The sequence below is a fragment of the Cypionkella sinensis genome (genome assembly GCF_042646385.1).
GTDB lineage: Bacteria > Pseudomonadota > Alphaproteobacteria > Rhodobacterales > Rhodobacteraceae > Cypionkella > Cypionkella sinensis.
The window spans coordinates 197,849-216,417 of record NZ_JBHRTO010000001.1; the positions used below are offsets into that span (position 1 = coordinate 197,849).

Genomic DNA, 18,569 nt, shown 5'->3' on the forward strand with positions numbered 1-18,569 from the left:
GGCAGAACTAATCTGCGCGGTAACACGGTTTTGGCGACATGGCGGTGATGCAACGCTGCGCGCCAGCCACTTTATGCGGCGGGCGGCAGATTGGGCGAATCGCGATCAGACTTCTTCGATGCGCAGGGCCACGGGTGCACCGACCATGACGCCGGTTGCGGCAAAGCGCCCGGTGGCGTGGTCGATATCGGCACGGGTGGCTTTGTGGGTGACGATCAGCACGGTGGCCTTGTCGCCCTCGTGGTCATACTGGCGCATCTGGTCGATGGAGACGCCCGCGTCGCCGAGGCAGGTGGCGATTTTCGCCAGAGCGCCGGGTTTGTCGAGCAAGGTCATGCGCAGGTAATAGCTGGCCGGGGTCGCCGATTGCGCGGCTTGCGGTTTGGCCAAGGTGGCGGCGGGCTGGCCGAAAGTTGGCAGGCGCAGGCCACGGGCGATGTCCAGCACATCTGACATCACGGCGCTGGCGGTGGGGCCCATGCCAGCACCGGGGCCGCGCAGCACGATCTGGCCGACGGAATCGCCTTCCAGCACCACCATATTGGTGCCGCCCTGCAACTGGCCCAAGGGGCTGTCGGCGGGGACGAGGCAGGGGGTCATGCGCTGTTCCAGCCCGCGGCCGGTCATCTGCGCCACGCCCAAGAGTTTGATGCGATAGCCCATGTCGGCGGCGAGGTTGATGTCGTCAATCGAGATCGCGCCGATGCCTTCCAGCTCGACCGCATCGAACGAGACCTGCGTGCCAAAGGCGATGGCGGCCAGCAGCGAAAGCTTGTGGCCTGCGTCAATGCCGCCCACGTCAAGGTTCGGATCGGCTTCGAGATAGCCGAGTTGCTGGGCGGCATCGAACACCGCCTGATAGGACAGGCCCTCGTTCTGCATCCGGGTCAGGATGTAGTTGCACGAGCCATTCATCACGCCCATCACCCGTTTGATCTGGTTGCCCGCCAAGCCTTCGGTCAGCGCCTTGATCACCGGGATGCCGCCTGCAACGGCAGCTTCAAAGCGGATCACCGCGCCCGCGGCTTCGGCGGCAAGGGCGAGGGCTTGGCCGTGGTGGGCCAGCAGGGCCTTGTTGGCGGAAACCACGTCTTTGCCTGCGGCAATGGCGGCTTCAGTGGCCAGTTTGGCGGGGCCTTCGTGGCCGCCCATCACCTCGACGAACACATCGACATCGTCACGCTTGGCCAATGCCACCGGATCGACTTCCCACGCGTAGGCCGACAGATCGGCGTCGCGGTTCTTGGTCTTGTCGCGGGCTGAGACGGCGGTGATCTGCACGGCGCGGCCGGTGCGTTTGGTGATCAGATCGGCGTGCTGCTGCACGATTTTCACAACGCCAATCCCCACGGTGCCAAGACCAGCGAGACCAATGCGCAGGGGTTTGGCAGACATGGGGAACTCCGTTTCAGATTGCTTGCGCCGGGTGTTAGCCCAAGGCGGTGCGCGGTGCAACGCGGGCGTGAGGTTATCGGGTGCTGTCGAGGGCGCGCAAAGCGGTGGCGCGGGCTTGCAGGGCTGAGACGGGTCCGGCCAGCGGATCGGGCGGGTTGGTCTGATCTGTGCCTGCGATCAGTTGATCGGTGGGAAGCAAGCTGGGCGTCGGCAGATTGGTGCGCGCACCGGCATCCACTTCGGGAAACTCGGCACAGGCAGCAAGGAGAGGGACAAAGGCCAGCAGAAGGGGACGCATCATGGCGCAAGCATAGACCGAGTTGCCGGGCGGGGCAACGTGTGGCTGCGGCTGGGCTTGCCAAGCGGGATGGCCTGCGCTGTGACGGTGGTTTTCTGGGGCAGGCCAATCGGCAAGGCGCGGCGCGAAAGGTCATTCCCATCTGGGAATGACTTGTGTATTTGCGCCAGTTTTGGGGTGAAAACCACAACATATTGTGCTTGTGGTCTGCAAAGGCCTGCGGGACGGCAGTTTGGCCCGTCGACGCGCTTGGCCATACATGTAGCGATTTCTTGGCGTAAGCTGCTGCCCCGGATCATGTCCGGGGCGGCGTTCTTTCGGTGGTTAATGCGCAGGCTTGATGAAGGTGCCGTTGCGCAGTTCGGTCATGGCCTGCTGCAATTCGGCCTTGGTGTTCATCACGATCGGGCCATGCCATGCCACTGGTTCTTGTATCGGTGCGCCCGAGACCAGCAGAAAGCGGATGCCATTTGGCCCGGCCTGCACGGTGATCTCATCGCCTTTGCCGAATTCGATCAGCGTGCGGTTGCCCGACAGATCGCGGATGTTCAACTCTTCACCCTTGTATTCCTTTTCCAACAGCACGCCGCGCGGGCGGGCGCTGTCGGCGAACTTGCCAGCGCCTTCAAAGACATAGGCGAAGGCATGGCGGCGGGTGTCGATTTTGAAAGTCTTTTTCTTTTCCGGTGGCACAAAGACATCGAGATATTGCGGATCGGCGGCGATGCCATCGACCGGGCCGGTCTTGCCCCAGAAGCTGCCAACGATCACCTTCACGATGCTGCCATCGTCATCCATGATTTCAGGGATGTCGTTGGATTTGACATCCTGATAGCGCGGCGCGGTCATTTTCAGATGCGACGGCAGGTTGGCCCAAAGTTGAAAGCCGTGCATCTGGCCCTTGGCGTTTCCTTTCGGCATTTCCTGATGCAGGATGCCCGAGCCTGCGGTCATCCATTGCACATCGCCGCCTTTCAGGGTGCCACGGTTGCCAAGGCTGTCGCCATGTTCCACCGAGCCGGACAGAACATAGGTGATCGTCTCGATCCCGCGGTGCGGGTGCCAAGGGAAGCCTGCCATGTAATCGCGCGGCGACTCGCCACGGAAATCATCGAACAGCAGGAACGGGTCGAACTGGGTCGGATCGCCAAAGCCGAAAGCGCGGTGCAGATGCACGCCGGCACCTTCGATATGGGGCTGGGCGGTGGATTGGCTGAGAACGGGGCGGAGGGACATCAACTTGCTCCTTTGATTGCGTTGGAGCAAAGGTAGGTCTTGTGCAGATATGCAGCAAGACTTGAATGCACAGGTCTGCTGTGCGATTTTGCGCAGTCGCGCTACCCTGATCGCAGTTTGCGATCAGGAGCAGGTGACACCCGTCATGCACAGTTTCGGAATGAAGCGCGGGCGCGTCACCACGAATTGCTTGAGCACCTCGTCGTTCATGCCGACGTCAAAGGCCGGATGATAGCTGACTTCGGTTTCCACGATGATCACGCGGTCGCCATCGGCCATTGCGGGGATGCGATAGGCGTAGTTGGCAATGGTTCCCGTGGTCAGTTGCGGCATGGCACTGTCGGGCGAGCGCGACCAATCCACCTCGAACCGGGCATTGGCATTTGACCAGGTGACAGAGGTTACGCGAATTTTCACCGTCTGATCGCCGTCAATCAGATAGCGCATCAGATCGCGCATGCCGGTGACATAGTTGGTGGGCAGCGTCACCATCTCACGCGAGATCATGTCGGAAATGGTGTAGGCGGCCTTTTGCGCGGTGTTGACCGAGCGGAAGGCATCCCAATAGACGAACAGCGCCAGATAAGCCCAGAGCATGACCGGCAGCACGATGACGGCCTCGGCCATCAGCACACCGCTTTCGTCACGGCCAAAATGGCGGAACAGATTGCGAAGCGATTTCATCATGTGTCCTTAACTCGGTTCGGTCACAAAGGCCGAAGTCGCAATCACGCCGTAGCCACCCTCGCCGTCTTTCGGCAGGCCAAGGCCGATCCCCGTGGTGGGGAACAGCGCATCCTGCACGACACAGACACGCACCAGCATGATGTCATTCTGTTGGCCGATTTGCAGCGATGTGACGGGCTGAATGTCTTCAGAACGGTCGATACAGGCGACGCCCGTTGTCGGCAGCGACCAGGTTGAGGTGCTGATGCGGGTCATCTCGATGGTGATGTTGGTCTCACAGTCTTTGAAGATCACCGTGCGTTTGCAGATTTCCCTCTTCAACAGCGCGGCATCGGGCAGGGTGTAGTGGCCCAAGCGCAATTCGCGCATTGTCATGTCGACCGATTGTTCCAGCATGATCGAGCGGATCATCAACAAGCCGCTTTCGAAAGACGCCATAAAGATCATGATCAAGAGCGGCACCGCGAGGACAAACTCCATCGCGGCGGTGCCGTCTTCGCGCCGGAACGCGCGCAGCAGGCGTTTGAACGGGCGGATCATTGGGTCAACCTCAACTGGCTGATATTGCTGGCGATGGCGCGGAAGGCCGTGCGGATCTGCAGGCCCGCGGCGTTGAAGTAATGCGCAGCCGAGGTCGAGCAGTTGCGGATCTGGGTCTGACCGTTGGTGGGGGCTTCAAACGCGATGCCGTAAACGATCACGCCCTGTCCCTTGGCCAGCGCACAAATTTGCTGCAACTGGCTGTCCATCGAGGTGGTTGCGGTCTGGCTGCGGAAGGCGGCCATGCGGTTGGTATATTCGGTGTTGCGTGCCGAAGACGTGCTGCCCAGACCGCGCGCGTAAAACTGCCATGCAACATAGCTGAGGCGCATCGCGCTCCAGACCTGCGGCCAGGTTTGCCGGGTGTAGGTGCCGTTGTTGGACGAGTTCGTCCAAGGTGTGGCCTGGAACTTGCTCAGATGCGGCACCCAATACTTGTTGCTGTTGCTGGCTGTCGGCAGATAGACCGAATAGTTGCCGTCATTGTTGCTCTTGTAGAGATCGGACGGCCCGCTTTTGTAATCCGAATTCACCCGCTCTTCGGCAAAATGTTCGCCGTCGGTCATCAGCACGATCACCTTCATGGCCTCGGGGTCTGTGAAGCTGAAAGGACGGCCTGCAAGATCAGCGGACATTTTGTTTGCACCGATCAATTGCGCATACATTTGCTGCGCAGAAGGATCCATCAGGGCCAGCCCCCATTTCAGACCCGCGTTGATCGAGGTCGCACCAACAGCAACCAAGCCATTGATCTGGCTTTGCAGCGTGGAGATCGACTCGGATGGCAAACGGATGATGTTGCCCCCGATCGGCGGACACCAGACGTTGCCAGAGTTGTAGGTCGCATTATAGCCGATGGCATAGTTTGTGTCGGTGTAGGACACCCAGGACGTTGTTTGGTTGGTGCCCGAATAGGTGTCGGCATGTGCTGTCATCGACATCGAGGTGCTGGTTGGCAGCGCAGTCGAATTGTAAACCGAACTTGGCATGTCGACGCATTGCACGTTGGAGACGGCGGGATCATCCGTCAGCGCGGTGTATTTCGCGCGCAGATCCGGGCCGATGTTGACCTGCCCATTGAAGGGCACGATGCCGATTGAAATCTTATGTTCGGCATCGCTGGACAGCACGGTATCGACAAATTCATTCGCGGCGGTTTTCAGGTTGGCCAGTTTGCTGTTCGACGCCATCGAACCCGACACGTCCAACACCAGCATGATTTCCACATTGGTAACGCGCTGTTCGGCCATCGAATGGCCTTTGGCATCCATGTCTTGCTGACCGATCAGATGCAGGAAGTAAGGCTCGGTCGCCGCGGCTGCGTCGGCGGTCACATTGCGGAAGTTCATGCCCTCGGACACGGTGACGCCCTTGAGGTATTTGTCCATCCCGGCCTTGGTGAAATAGTCGGCCACCACGCTTTTGGGGTTCAGGGTTTGTGTCAGGGCTGCCGAGGCCAGCGTGGCGCGGTCCAGCGTGTTTTGCAGGGTGGTGCGGGTTTGTTCGTAGCGCATCAGGTCAACCGCGAGGCCTCCCATCATCACCATCAGCAAAAACAGCGTAAGGGCCAGAATGGTCAGCGACCCGTCCTGGCTTTTGCGTAAACGATGCAGCGCCGCAAAGCGCGGTTGTGATCTGCCATCGTGTTGAAACCCATCGTTCAGCGAGAACATGGACATACCCTAACTCCTGCTCGTGGCGGCATGTGCGGCGCACACGGCGACGAGGCATAGAAACACACCTTGAAGCGGCATAAGGCGCTTGGGCTTGGGCAAAACTATGGCTTTGGTGTTTCAGATTGTGGGCGGTATGTGGCGAAAGGGCTGTTTGCGGTGACAAATGCGGGCCTATCGCCCGATTGTTGCCAAAACCCGCGCAATCACAGGTAGAAACGCGGAAAATACCTGAGGGGGAGGGTCGCGGAAGGTGGCCTTGCCGGGGATATGACGAATCAGATTTCGGTGCTGGCATGGGCATGGGAGTTGACCGATGCAGGGTAACGATGCCCCCGGTTTTCACCGGGGGGGCGAGGCTTATTGCGTCAGTTTCAACTGGGTCAGGTTCGAGGCGATGGTGCGGAAAGCGGCCTGAATTTCGGCCCCGTTCTGTGCATCAAAGTAGTGCGCAGGCGAGGTGGCGCAGCGGGAAATCTGCGTCTGGCCATTGGCGGGGGCTTCAAACGCGATGCCATAGACCAGCACCTTGTTCTGCTTGGCCAGACCGCAGCTTTGTTGCAGCGAGGCGTCCATGCCGCTGACCGAGTCATAGATCTGCACCATGTCATTCATCTGGTTGGTGTAGATCGTGTTGCGCTGGCTGTTGGTGCTGCCCAAAGCGCGGGCATAGAACTGCCAGGCGACATAGCTGACCTTCAGATTGGTCCAGACGGTCTCCCAGTTTTGCTGGACCCCGCCATTGTAGGGGGTCGCTGACCAGTTCCCCAGATGCGGCACCCAGTATTTGTTGCCAGCGTGCGATGGCTGATACACCGAATAATCGCCGCCTGCGCTTTTGTAGATCGGCGAAGGCCCGGTCTTGTAGGGATTGGTGACGCGGTTGTGGGCGACATGCTCGCCATCCGTCATCAGCACGACCACTTTGATCGAATCGGGGTCGGTGTATTCGAACGGGCGGCCTGACAGGTTGGTGCCCATCTGATTGGCCCCGATCAACTCGTTATACATGTTGCGTGCCGAAGGATCGAGCAGCGCCAGGCCCCATTTCATCCCCAGCGTGATCGAGGTGTTGCCACCTGCAACCAGACCGTTGATCTGCGATTTCAGCGTGGTGGCGTTCTGGCTGGGCAAGCGCACGATGTTCGAAGGCTGTTTGGTGCAGTAGGCGGCATTGTAAACAGGCAGCGCATTCGACCCGGTGGGCGATACCGCAGCATTGGTCAGGCTGGTGCCGTAGTAGTGGTCGGCATAGGCCATCATCGGCAGATCGACATTGCGCGGGATGCCGGGGGCGTTGAACACCGATGGCGGCAATTCAAGGCAATTCACATCGGCCACGCCGTGCAGGTTGACCGCCTGATATTTCGCGCGCAGCACCGAGCCAAGGTTCACTTGGGCATTGTAAGGCACAATGCTGATCGAGATGCGGTGGTTCGGGTCATTCGCCAGCATGTTGTCGACAAATTCCGTCGCGGCGATTTTCAGGTTGGCGATCTTTGCGCCGCTCATCGAGCCGGACACGTCGAGCACCAAGGCGATTTCCACGTTGGTGATGGCTTGTTCTGCGCCAGAGGTGCCAAGGGCGTCAAACTTGTTGATGCCGATCATGTGCATGAAGAACGGTTTGGTATCGACGCGGCCCTTGGTCACGACGTTGCGCGAGTTCAGCGATTGCACCACGCTGACGCCCTCAAGATCCTCTCCGAACCCGGCTTTCTCGACGCAATCTGTCACCACAGATTGCGGATCAAGGCGCTGATCCAGGCTTGCGGCCATCAGCGTGCAGCGGTCCAGCGTGTTTTGCAGGGCGGTGCGCGAGCCTTCGTAGCGCATCAGATCAACCGCAAAGCCGCCCATCATTGCCATCAGCAAGAACAGCACGAGGGCGAAAATGATCAGCGCGCCGTCTTCGTCGCGGTGAAATTGCTGGCTGCGATTAACCAGATTGCGCATCAGCGCACGGGCGGAGGGGGCAAAAATCACGGTCTATTCCTTTACAAGCCACACCGGATGCTGCCCCCGCAAACACATCCTTTGGCCACTTTGCTGCCCAGAAGTTATGGCAAAATTGTGGCAACCTTGGCAAGTCGGGGGCATTGTGGGGGTAGGTGGAAACACTGGTGGGCGGGCAAAATCACTGTCTCAAATGGCGCGACAGTAAGCTGTCAAAAAGATCGCGGAATGCGCCGCAGTATCGCCCAAATTGGAAGATTCCGAATCACTTTTGGTCAAAAGCGGTTAAAATCTGTCTTCAATGTTTGCTGGTTTATTAAGCAAATGGCGGTAGGTGTTGGGCAGGCGTCACAGACGCCCGCCGGGTTGAGAGACGGCCTTCAGGGAGGAATGAGCATGAGCGTTGCAGGCGAGCCGAGTTTTCGCGAATCCGTAGATATGATGTTTCGGCGGGCGACCGCTTTGATGGACCTTGGCCCAGGTCTTCAGGAAAAGATCCGGGTCTGTAATTCGACCTATACGGTGCGCTTTGGCGTACGCCTGCGGGGCAAGATTGAGACGTTTACCGGCTATCGCTCGGTGCATTCCGAACATATGGAGCCGGTCAAGGGCGGTATCCGCTATTCGCTGGGCGTCAATCAGGACGAGGTTGAGGCGCTTGCGGCGCTGATGACCTATAAATGCGCGCTGGTGGAGACGCCGTTTGGCGGCTCGAAGGGCGGGCTCTGCATCGACCCGCGCCAATGGGATGAACACGAGCTGGAGCAGATCACCCGCCGTTTCGCCTATGAGCTGATCAAGCGCGATCTGATCAACCCGGCGCAAAACGTGCCCGCCCCGGATATGGGCACCGGCGAGCGTGAAATGGCGTGGATCGCCGACCAATACGCGCGGATGAACACCACCGACATCAACGCCAAGGCCTGTGTGACCGGCAAGCCGCCACATGCGGGCGGTATTCAGGGCCGGGTCGAGGCTACGGGCCGTGGCGTGCAATATGCTCTGCGCGAATTCTTCCGCAACCCGGAGGATGCGGCGATGGCGGGGCTGTCGGGCGATCTCGACGGCAAGCGCGTGGTGGTGCAGGGCCTCGGCAATGTGGGCTATCACGCTGCCAAGTTCCTGTCGGAGGAAGATGGCGCGAAGGTGATTGCGATCATTGAACGCGATGGTGCGCTGATCAACGAAGACGGCTTGGACGTGGAAGATGTGCGGCAATGGATGAACCGCAATGACGGCCTGTTGGCGGCATATCCGAAGGCCAAGCATGTGGTTGACGGCGCTAAGGTGCTTGAAATGGCCTGCGATATCCTGATCCCGGCGGCGTTGGAGGGGGTGATCAACCTTGGCAATGCTGCGCGGATTCAGGCACCGTTGATCATCGAGGCGGCGAACGGCCCGATCACCTACGGCGCGGATGAAATCCTGCGCGGCAAGGGCTGCGTCATCATCCCCGACATGTACGCCAACGCCGGTGGTGTGACGGTGTCGTACTTCGAATGGGTGAAGAACCTGTCGCACATCCGCTTTGGCCGGATGCAGCGCCGTGCCGAGGAAGCCCGCTCGCGTCTGTTGGTCGAAGAGTTGGAGCGCCTGTCGAACGACCAGCATCTGGGCTGGCAGTTGACGCCGGATTTCAAGAAGAAATTCCTGCAAGGCTCGGACGAATTGGCGCTGGTGCGCTCAGGCTTGGATGACACCATGCGCACGGCCTATCAGGCGATGCGCGAAATCTGGCATGGGCGGCCTGAAGTGGGCGATCTGCGCGTGGCGGCCTATATCGTCTCGATCAGCCGGATTGCTGCGACCTACAAGTCGAAGGGGCTTTGATCGGCCGCGCCGCTGCTGACAGTTTTTGTCAGCGGCGGCGGATTATTCTGACCTCACACAGGTAGGAGGCGGGAATGGCAAGTTGGATCGGGGTGGCTGCGGCCAATCATGTGGCGCGGGGCAGGGCCGAAGGCTTCATGCAGGTCAACCATGGCAAGGCGGCACCGCTGCGGCGGATCAGGCCGGGCGATGTGGTGGCCTATTATTCCCCGGTCGAGGTCTACGGCACCCGCAGCCCGTTGCAGGCCTTTACCGCGATGGGGCGGGTGCGGCTTGGAGAGCCTTATATCGGCGTGATGGCGGGCGATTTCACGCCTTACCGCCGCGATGTGGTGTGGTTCGATGCCCATCCGGCCCCGATTGCACCGCTGCTGGATCGGCTGGAGTTTACTGCAGGCCGCGCCAACTGGGGCTATGCGTTTCGCTTTGGGTTGGTGGCGATTGCGGATGCCGATATGGCGGTGATTGCGCAGGCGATGGGCTGTGCGGCAGAACTGGCGGCTTTGGCGGGCTGAGTGGCGCTTTCTCGCGCAGTCCGCGACGCATTTTGTCGTGGATGGCACAGTTTTGCCCCTCGGGCTGTTGAATAACGCCTGCAAAGCGGGTTCACTGGCCCGCATGCAGTGAAGGAGCCACCCATGCGCTATTCCGGGTTGAAGGTGATCACCGAGGGCCTGTTCGGCAACAAGGGCTGGAAGCCCGCGTGGCGCGATCCGGCCCCCAAGGCGGAATATGATGCGATCATCATCGGCGGTGGCGGGCATGGGCTTTCGACGGCCTATTATCTGGCGAAAAACCATGGGATGACCAATATCGCGGTGCTGGAGAAGGGTTATCTCGGCTCTGGCAATATCGGGCGCAACACCACGATTGTGCGGGCGAATTACTACATGCCGGGGAACAGCGAGTTTTACAGCCATTCGCTGAAGCTGTGGGAAGGGCTTGAGGCAGAGCTGAACTATAACGTCATGCACAGCCAGCGCGGCCAGTTGATCTTGGCGCATTCCGACGGCCAGCGCGACACGCTGGCGCGGCGTGGCAATGCGATGATCAATCAGGGCGATGATGCGGAACTTTGGACGCTGGATCAGGTCAAGGAATTCGCGCCCTATCTGGATTATGCGCAGACCCGCTTTCCGATCTATGGCGGGTTGATGCACAAACGCGGCGGCACGGCGCGGCATGATGCGGTGGCTTGGGGCTATGCGCGCGGGGCGGATGCACGCGGCGTTGATCTGATCCAGAACTGCGAAGTCACTGGGATTGATATTGAAAACGGCGTCGTCAAAGGCGTGCAGACCACGCGCGGTGCGATCCGCGCCAAGAAGGTCGGCATGGTGGTGGCGGGGCGTTCATCGCAGGTGGCGGCAATGGCGGGGATGCGGTTGCCGATTGAAAGCCATGTGTTGCAGGCTTTCGTGACCGAAGGGCTGAAGCCGGTGATCGACAGTATCATCTCGTTCGGGATGGGGCATTTTTATATCAGCCAGTCCGACAAGGGCGGCTTGGTGTTCGGCGGGGATCTCGATTTCTATGCAAGCTACGCGGCGCGCGGCAACCTGCCGATGGTCGAGCATGTGATGGAAGCCGCGATGACGCTTATGCCGATGATCGGGCGGGCCAAGGTGTTGCGGTCTTGGGGCGGGATCATGGATATGTCGGTCGATGGCAGCCCGATCATCGACAAGACCCATATCGAGGGGCTGTTCGTTGATGCCGGCTGGAACTACGGCGGCTTCAAGGCGGCCCCGGCGAGTGGCTGGTGCATGGCGCATCTGATGGCCACTGGCGAAAGCCATGAGGTCGCCAAACGCTTCCGCCTTGACCGCTTCCGCACCGGGCATGTGATGGACGAAGAAGGCACCGGCAGCCAACATAACCTGCATTGAGGGAGTAAAGACATGCGTATACCTTGCCCCCTGTGCGGCAGCCGTGATCGGCGTGAGTTTTATTACTATGGCTCGGAGGATTATCTGAAGCGGCCCAGCGATCAAGGCAGCATTGATGATCTGGATAACCATTTGTTCCTGCGTGACAATCCGGCGGGGGTGACGCGGGATGTCTGGTATCACGAGGCCGGGTGCGGGGCCTGGATGGTGGTCACGCGGAACACGGTCACGCATGAAGTTCTGGGATCGGAACTGGTTGCCAAGAAGAAGGAAGCCTGAAATGCGGATTGCAGGCAAAGGGCTGGTGGATCGCACCAAGCCGGTGAATTTCAAGTTTGACGGCAAGACCTATCAGGGCTTCAAGGGTGATACCGTGGCTTCGGCGCTGCTCGCGAATGGCGTGCGTCTGGTGGGCCGCAGTTTCAAATATCACCGCCCGCGCGGGGTGCTGACGGCTGGGTCGGAAGAACCCAATGCGATGATCGAGGTGATCGGGGCCAGCAATCAGACCCCGAACGTCCGCGCCACCGTGCAAGAGATTTTCGAGGGGCTGAACACCCGCAGCCAGAATCGCTGGCCGTCGTTGCGCTTTGATTTGATGGCGGTGAACGATCTGGCAGCGCCCTTCCTGTCGGCGGGGTTCTACTACAAGACCTTCATGTGGCCGCGCGCATTCTGGGAGGCGATTTACGAGCCGATCATCCGCCGTGCTGCGGGCCTTGGCAGCCTGTCGGGCAAGCATGACGAAGGCCATTATGAGAAGGCCTTTGCCTTCTGCGATCTGCTGGTGATCGGTGCGGGGCCGACCGGTCTGATGGCGGCTTTGGAGGCGGGCCGGGCCGGGGCGGATGTGATCCTGTGCGAGGAAGATCGCCTGTTGGGCGGTCGCTTGCTGTCCGATGATCTGATGCTTGATGGCAAGCCTGCCGCCGAATGGCTGGCCGCGGTCGAGGCGGAATTGAAGGCGCTGCCGAATGTGCGGATCATGCCGCGCACCACGGTGACGGGGGCCTATGATGGCGGGCAATTCTCGGCGCTAGAGCGGGTGGGCCTGCACAAGGGCCCGCGCCCGGATCTGCCGCGTGAGTGTTTCTGGCGGATTACGGCGGCGAAAACCGTGCTGGCGGCGGGGGCGCTGGAACGCTCGATCGCCTTCCCGATGAACGACCGTCCGGGGATCATGCTGGCGAGTGCCGTGCAGACTTACCTTCACAAGTTCGGCGTGGTGCCGGGCAAGCGCGTGACGGTTTTTGCCAACAACGACGGCGCGCGCAACGTGGCGCGGCAGTTGATCGCGGCGGGCGTGACGGTGGCGGCGATTTTGGACAGCCGGACCGATGCCAGTGCGGTGGAAGATTGCCCGGTGTATCTGGGCGCGCAAGTGACCGATACCAAGGGCCGCCACGGCCTGCGGATGATCTCAGGCAGTCATGTCGGCGGCGAATTCGCGCTGGAAACCGATCTGCTGGCGGTGTCGGGCGGCTGGAACCCGACGCTGCACATCACCTGCCATCTGAACGGGCGGCCCCGGTGGGAAGCGTCATTGGCGGCGTTTGTGCCCTTGGCCGATGCGGTGCCGAATCTGACGGCGGCGGGGGCGTGCAATGGCGTGTTTGACACGCTTGGCTGCCTGAGCGAGGGCCAAGCCGCCGCTCAGGCCGCCTTGCGCGCACTGAACATGGCGGCGGCGGATGCGGCTTTGCCTAAGGCCGAAGGTCTGCCTTACGTCATCGCACCCCTGTGGCAGGTGGCGGGCAAGGGCCGGGCATGGCTGGATTTTGCCAATGACGTCACCACCAAAGACGTGAAGCTGGCCGCACAAGAGGGCTATAAATCCGTCGAGCATATGAAGCGTTACACCACGCAAGGCATGGCGCCGGATCAGGGCAAGAACTCGAACGTCGGGGCTTTGGCGGTGCTGGCCGATACCACCGGGCGGGGGATTCCTGAGACGGGCACCACGACATTCCGCCCGCCGTTCATTCCCACCTCTATCGCCGCGATGGGGGCAGGCGGGCGTGGCGCGGGTTTTGCGCCGCAACGGTTTTTGACCTCGGATCAAGCCAGCCGCGACCGTGGCGCGCCGATGATCGAGGCGGGGCTGTGGTATCGGCCCAGCTATTTCCCGAAACCGGGTGAGACGACGTGGCTCGAGTCGTGTAACCGCGAAATCGGCTATGTGCGCGGCGCAGTCGGCGTTTGCGATGTCTCGACTTTGGGTAAGATCGACATTCAGGGCAAGGATGCAGCGCGTTTCCTTGATCTGGTATATACCAGCATGTTCAGCACCTTGGCGGTGGGTCGGGTGCGCTATGGCCTGATGCTGCGGGCGGATGGCTATGTGCTGGACGATGGCACCACGGCGCGTTTGGGTGAAAACCACTATCTGATGACCACCACCACGGCGGCGGCGGGTCTGGTGATGCGGCATCTGGATTTCGTGCATCAAAGCGAATGTGCCGATTGGGATGTGCGGTTTATCTCTGTCACCGAAAGCTGGGCGCAGTTTGCGGTGGCCGGGCCAAAGGCGCGCGCGCTGCTGAACGGTTATCTCGATCAGCCGCTAGGCGATTTTCCGTTCATGGCAGCGGGCAATGTCTCGGTCGGGGGTGTCTCGGCGCGGCTGTTCCGCATCAGTTTCTCGGGCGAGGAAGGTTATGAGATCGCGGTGCCGACGCGCTATGGCGAGGCTTTGTTCCGTGATCTGGTGGCGCGGGCCGAAACCATGGGCGGCGGGCCTTACGGGATGGAAGCGCTGAACGTTCTGCGGATTGAGAAGGGCCTGATCACCCATGCCGAGATTCATGGCCGAGTGACGGCGTTTGATATCGGCGCGCAGAAGATGATCTCGGCCAAGAAAGACTGCATCGGCAAGCTGGCAGCCACACGCCCCGGTCTGCTGGGGTCAGAGCGTGAGCAGATGGTGGGGCTGAAGCCGCTGGCCGCCGAAAAGATCACCTCGGGCGCGCATCTATTCGTGCCAGGGGCGGATCTGACACGGGTGAACAGCCAGGGCTATCTGACCTCGGTCGGCTATTCGCCGCTGTTTGACCGCGATCTGGCGCTGGGCTTTCTGGTGAATGGCCGTGCGCGGCATGGCGAGACGGTGCGGGTGGTGGACCGTCTGCGCGGCATCGACGTGCTGGCCGAGGTCTGTGATCCGGTGTTCCACGACAAGGATGGGGAGAAGTTGCGTGCCTGAATTGATCGCAAAAACCGCCCTCGCGGGGAAGAAACTGGTGGTGGCTGGCACCACTCTGGCCGAGGTCAATCCCGGCACTGTCACCTCGATCGCGCCCTATCCGGGGCAGACCGGGGCCGTCAGCGCAGCCTTGGGCTTTGAGTTTCCGGCGGTGAACAGCTTTGCCGAGCATGGCGACGCGATGATCGTCTGGTCGGGGCGCGAGCAGGCGTTTCTGATTGGCGCGGATTGTCCCGATCTGTCGGGCTTGGCGGCTGTGACCGATCAATCGGGGGGCTGGGTTAGCCTGTCGTTGCAGGGGCCTTTGGCGGTGGCTGCCTTGGCGCGTTATGTGCCGATGGATTTGCGGCTAAGCGCCTTCCCAGTCGGGCAGGCGGCGCGCACGCCGCTGTATCATATGTCGATGGTGCTGATCCGGCTGGGCGCGGATAGCTTCCGGCTCATGCTGTTCCGCTCCATGGCGCGCACAGCTTGGCATGAGATCGAAGTGGCGCTGAAAACCCTCGCGGCGCGCGCAGCCTGATGCTGGGCGCGGGTGATCTGGCCGACCTGACAGCGTTCCGGCACGAGCTGCACCGCTTCCCCGAAGTCTCGCGGCACGAGGCGGCGACAGCGGGGCGGGTGGTACAGGCTTTGGCGGGGCTGAACCCCGATCAGGTGGAGACGGGTTTGGGCGGGCATGGCGTGGCGGCGGTGTTCAATGGCGCGGCGGATGGCCCAACGGTGATGTTCCGCGCCGAGTTGGACGCGCTGCCGATCACCGAGATTTCGCAGGCGGCGTATCGCTCGACCATCCCCGGCAGCGGGCATCTGTGTGGCCATGACGGGCATATGACGCTGCTTATGGGCCTTGGCCGGTTGATCGCCAGGGCGCGTCCGGCGCGTGGGCGTGTGGTGTTGATGTTTCAGCCCGCCGAGGAAGATGGCTCGGGCGCGGCTGCGGTGGTGGCGGACCCGCGTTTTGCGGACCTGCGGCCGGATTGGGCCTTTGCGATCCATAACATGCCGGGGCTGCCGCTGGGCCATTCCAGCCTGAAGGCGGGGGCGGTGAACTGTGCTTCCCAGGGATTGAAAATCATCCTGAGCGGCAAGACGGCGCATGCATCCTTGCCCGAAACTGGGGTGTCGCCGGGGCTGGCGCTGGCGCGGTTGATCCCGGCGATTGCGGGGCTGGGGCAGGGTGGCGCGCTGGGGCCGGATTATCGGCTGGTCACGATCACCCATGCAAGGCTGGGCGAGGCGGCATTCGGGATTGCTCCGGGCGAGGCGGAACTATGGGCCACCTTGCGCACGATGCGCGACGATCAGATGGCGGCCTTGCGGGATGCTGCGATGGATCTCGCGCAGGGCGAGGCCGCGGCGCAGGGCCTTGGCATCCGGTTCGAGCATCACGATGATTTCGCGGCCTCGGTGAATGATGTCGAGGCGGTGGCTGTGCTGAGCCAGGCGCTGGATGCGCTGGCGATGCCCCATGATGCGGGCGATTTGCCGATGCGGGCTTCGGAGGATTTTTGGCGGTTCGGGCAGGCGGGCACGCGGTCGGCCATGCTGTTTCTGGGCGCGGGAGAGACGCATCCGGCCCTGCATAACCCCGACTATGATTTTCCCGATGCGTTGCTGGCGCCGGGGATTGCGATTTTCCATCAGGTGCTGCGCGATCTGTTGGGCTGAATTGCCAACAATTTGACTAAAATTGCTTCATCTTGGCGAAAATACTCCCGCCGGAGGCATCCGACATTGGCCACAGGAGCCTCCGGCGGGAGTATTTTCGCCAAGATGAAGCCGCAGGGTGGCTCTGGACTTGGGGGGGGAGGGTGCTGATATAACGGGGTATGAGTCTGCCTCCCGGTTTCCTTGACGAACTGCGCAATCGCGTCTCGCTGTCCTCGGTCGTGGGCAGGAAAGTCACTTGGGATTTGCGCAAATCCAATCAGGCCAAGGGCGACATGTGGGCGCCGTGCCCGTTCCATCAGGAAAAATCCGCCAGCTTCCACGTCGATGACCGCAAGGGATTTTACTATTGCTTTGGCTGCCATGCCAAAGGCGATGCGCTGACCTTCATCAAGGAAACCGACAATCTGGGCTTCATGGAGGCGGTGGAGGTTTTGGCGCGCGAGGCCGGGATGCCGATGCCGGCGCGCGATCCGCGTGCGGCGCAGGTGGCGGATCGGCGCAGTCAGTTGGCCGAGGTGATGGAGGAGGCGGTGAAGTGGTTCCGCCTGCAACTGCGCACTTCGGCGGCAAGCGATGCGCGGGCCTATCTCGCCAAGCGCGGTTTGTCGGTTGAGGCGCAGGAGCGCTGGGAGATCGGCTTTGCGCCGGATGCGCGGCAGGGGCTGTATCTGGCGCTGCGGCAAAAGGGCGTGGCGGATGATCTGATCGTGGCCTCGGGCGTTTGTGCGAAACCGGATGACGGCGGCGCGCCTTATGACCGTTTCCGGGGCCGCATCATTTTCCCGATCCGCGACGGGCGTGGCCGCGCGATTTCCCTTGGCGGGCGGGCGATGGACCCGAACGCGCGGGCGAAATATCTGAACGGGCCAGAGACGGAACTGTTCGACAAGGGCCGCAACCTGTTCAACCATGCGCCTGCGCGCGAGGCGGCGGGCAAGGGTGCGCCTTTGGTGGTGGCCGAAGGCTATATGGATGTGATTGCGCTGGCAGAGGCCGGGTTCAAAGCCTCGGTCGCGCCGTTGGGCACGGCGGTGACAGAAGATCAGTTGCGGCTGATGTGGCGGATCTCGGACGAGCCGATCATTGCGCTTGATGGCGACACGGCGGGCATTCGCGCGGCGCTGCGGGTGATTGATCTGGCGCTGCCGCTGCTCGAGGCGGGCAAGGGCCTGCGCTTTGCGGTGATGCCGGGGGGGATGGACCCGGATGATTTGATCAAGGCCCAAGGTGCTGGCACGATGAAGGCGGTGCTGGATGGCGCGCTGCCGATGGTCAAGCTGCTGTGGAACCGTGAGATCGAGGGCAAGACCTTTGATAGCCCCGAGCGCAAGGCGGCGTTGGACAAAAGCCTGCGCGCGCATTTGAAGCGCATCGTCGATCCGTCGATCCGCGCGCATTATGGCGAAGACATCAAGCAGTTGCGGATGGAGTTGTTCGGTCAGCGCTCGCGTGCCGCCAAGCCATTTCAGCCGGGAATGGGCCGTGGCCGCAATCCGCGCTTTGCGCAGGATGGCCCGGTTACGCCGATGCCATCGACCAAGGGATCATTGCTGGCGACAGCGCCCGAGCGGGTGGAGGAAGTGCTGCGCGAGGCGGTTATTCTGGCGGCGCTGATCTTTCATCCGGTGCTGATCCGGCGCTTTGAGTCGGTGTTGGAGCGGATCGAGTTGATCGGCGAGGGCCATGAGGCGCTGCGTTTCCAGTTGCTGAACGGGCCTGATGCCGATGCGGCGGCGCTTTATGAACAAATTCAAGCCCAAGCGCCCGCTGCCCTTGATGCTTTGCTGGCCCGCCCCCATGTTCAGATCGCACCGCCGGTCAGGAACCGCGCCGACCACGATCTTGCCGAGTTCTGCATTGCCGAGGGCTTTGCCCATCTGGAAGCCAGCCGTGGGGCGCGGCGCGAGATCGCCGAGGCGATGGAAGATATCGAGGGTCTGGCCGATGAGGGCCTGACCTGGCGTATCGCCCAGGCCAACGTGGCACGGTTTTCGGCACTGGCTGGCCCGCAGGGCAAGACTGCCGAAGGTGTGCTGGCCAGCAATGGCGTGCAGATGGATAAGGACGAATTGGAGGGTGCCCGCAGCTTGTGGGACAGTATCCAGTTCTCTAAGGACGGCCCGAAGCGCTAGATCGGGGAAATCTGACTGATTCGGCTTTCCCCTGCTGTGATTCGCGCTATTGATTCG

The 18,569-nt window shown here is 61.4% G+C and carries 15 protein-coding genes; 8 read left to right on the forward strand and 7 right to left on the reverse strand.

Annotation, left to right across the window (positions count from 1 at the left end):
• Window positions 1-105 precede the first annotated feature (105 nt).
• From ACFOGH_RS01010 to ACFOGH_RS01040, 7 genes are all read right to left on the reverse strand, one after another.
• Window positions 106-1,395 carry a homoserine dehydrogenase gene (locus ACFOGH_RS01010; protein WP_380071194.1) on the reverse strand — a complete coding sequence of 430 codons (1,290 nt, stop codon included), beginning with the start codon at window positions 1,393-1,395 and terminating at the stop codon, window positions 106-108.
• A 73-nt stretch (window positions 1,396-1,468) separates the two neighbouring features.
• Window positions 1,469-1,696, reverse strand: coding sequence for a hypothetical protein (locus ACFOGH_RS01015; RefSeq protein WP_380071195.1), 228 nt, complete (start codon window positions 1,694-1,696; stop codon window positions 1,469-1,471).
• A 321-nt stretch (window positions 1,697-2,017) separates the two neighbouring features.
• Window positions 2,018-2,929 (reverse strand): pirin family protein, encoded by a 912-nt coding sequence (locus ACFOGH_RS01020; RefSeq protein ID WP_380071196.1) that lies wholly within the window; start codon window positions 2,927-2,929, stop codon window positions 2,018-2,020.
• A 123-nt stretch (window positions 2,930-3,052) separates the two neighbouring features.
• Window positions 3,053-3,613, reverse strand: coding sequence for a TadE/TadG family type IV pilus assembly protein (locus ACFOGH_RS01025; protein WP_380071197.1), 561 nt, complete (start codon window positions 3,611-3,613; stop codon window positions 3,053-3,055).
• A gap of 9 nt (window positions 3,614-3,622) precedes the next feature.
• Window positions 3,623-4,156, reverse strand: coding sequence for a TadE/TadG family type IV pilus assembly protein (locus tag ACFOGH_RS01030; protein ID WP_380071198.1), 534 nt, complete (start codon window positions 4,154-4,156; stop codon window positions 3,623-3,625).
• Window positions 4,153-5,835 carry a TadE/TadG family type IV pilus assembly protein gene (locus ACFOGH_RS01035; RefSeq protein ID WP_380071199.1) on the reverse strand — a complete coding sequence of 561 codons (1,683 nt, stop codon included), beginning with the start codon at window positions 5,833-5,835 and terminating at the stop codon, window positions 4,153-4,155. The genes ACFOGH_RS01030 and ACFOGH_RS01035 overlap by 4 nt, the downstream gene beginning before the upstream one ends.
• Window positions 5,836-6,189: 354 nt before the next feature.
• Window positions 6,190-7,815 (reverse strand): pilus assembly protein TadG-related protein, encoded by a 1,626-nt coding sequence (locus tag ACFOGH_RS01040; RefSeq protein WP_380071200.1) that lies wholly within the window; start codon window positions 7,813-7,815, stop codon window positions 6,190-6,192.
• Window positions 7,816-8,181: 366 nt separating this feature from the next.
• Here ACFOGH_RS01040 and ACFOGH_RS01045 point away from each other — a divergent pair, with 366 nt between their 5' ends.
• From ACFOGH_RS01045 to dnaG, 8 genes are all read left to right on the forward strand, one after another.
• A complete protein-coding gene (locus ACFOGH_RS01045) occupies window positions 8,182-9,615 on the forward strand; it encodes a Glu/Leu/Phe/Val family dehydrogenase (RefSeq protein WP_380071201.1) in 1,434 nt (477 codons plus the stop codon).
• Window positions 9,616-9,689: 74 nt separating this feature from the next.
• Window positions 9,690-10,130, forward strand: coding sequence for an EVE domain-containing protein (locus ACFOGH_RS01050; RefSeq protein ID WP_380071202.1), 441 nt, complete (start codon window positions 9,690-9,692; stop codon window positions 10,128-10,130).
• Between the two features lie 123 nt (window positions 10,131-10,253).
• Window positions 10,254-11,504, forward strand: a complete 1,251-nt coding sequence (locus tag ACFOGH_RS01055) for a sarcosine oxidase subunit beta family protein (RefSeq protein ID WP_380071203.1) — start codon at window positions 10,254-10,256, stop codon at window positions 11,502-11,504.
• A gap of 12 nt (window positions 11,505-11,516) precedes the next feature.
• Window positions 11,517-11,783, forward strand: coding sequence for a sarcosine oxidase subunit delta (locus tag ACFOGH_RS01060; RefSeq protein WP_380071204.1), 267 nt, complete (start codon window positions 11,517-11,519; stop codon window positions 11,781-11,783).
• A 1-nt stretch (window position 11,784) separates the two neighbouring features.
• Complete coding sequence (locus ACFOGH_RS01065) at window positions 11,785-14,706, forward strand: sarcosine oxidase subunit alpha family protein (RefSeq protein WP_380071205.1); 2,922 nt, start codon at window positions 11,785-11,787, stop codon at window positions 14,704-14,706.
• Window positions 14,699-15,229 (forward strand): sarcosine oxidase subunit gamma, encoded by a 531-nt coding sequence (locus tag ACFOGH_RS01070; RefSeq protein ID WP_380071206.1) that lies wholly within the window; start codon window positions 14,699-14,701, stop codon window positions 15,227-15,229. The genes ACFOGH_RS01065 and ACFOGH_RS01070 overlap by 8 nt, the downstream gene beginning before the upstream one ends.
• Entirely contained in the window at window positions 15,229-16,377 is a 1,149-nt protein-coding gene (locus ACFOGH_RS01075) for an amidohydrolase (RefSeq protein ID WP_380071207.1), read from the forward strand. The genes ACFOGH_RS01070 and ACFOGH_RS01075 overlap by 1 nt, the downstream gene beginning before the upstream one ends.
• A 161-nt stretch (window positions 16,378-16,538) precedes the next feature.
• A complete protein-coding gene (dnaG, locus tag ACFOGH_RS01080) occupies window positions 16,539-18,512 on the forward strand; it encodes a DNA primase (protein WP_380071208.1) in 1,974 nt (657 codons plus the stop codon).
• The last annotated feature ends 57 nt before the right edge of the window (window positions 18,513-18,569 follow it).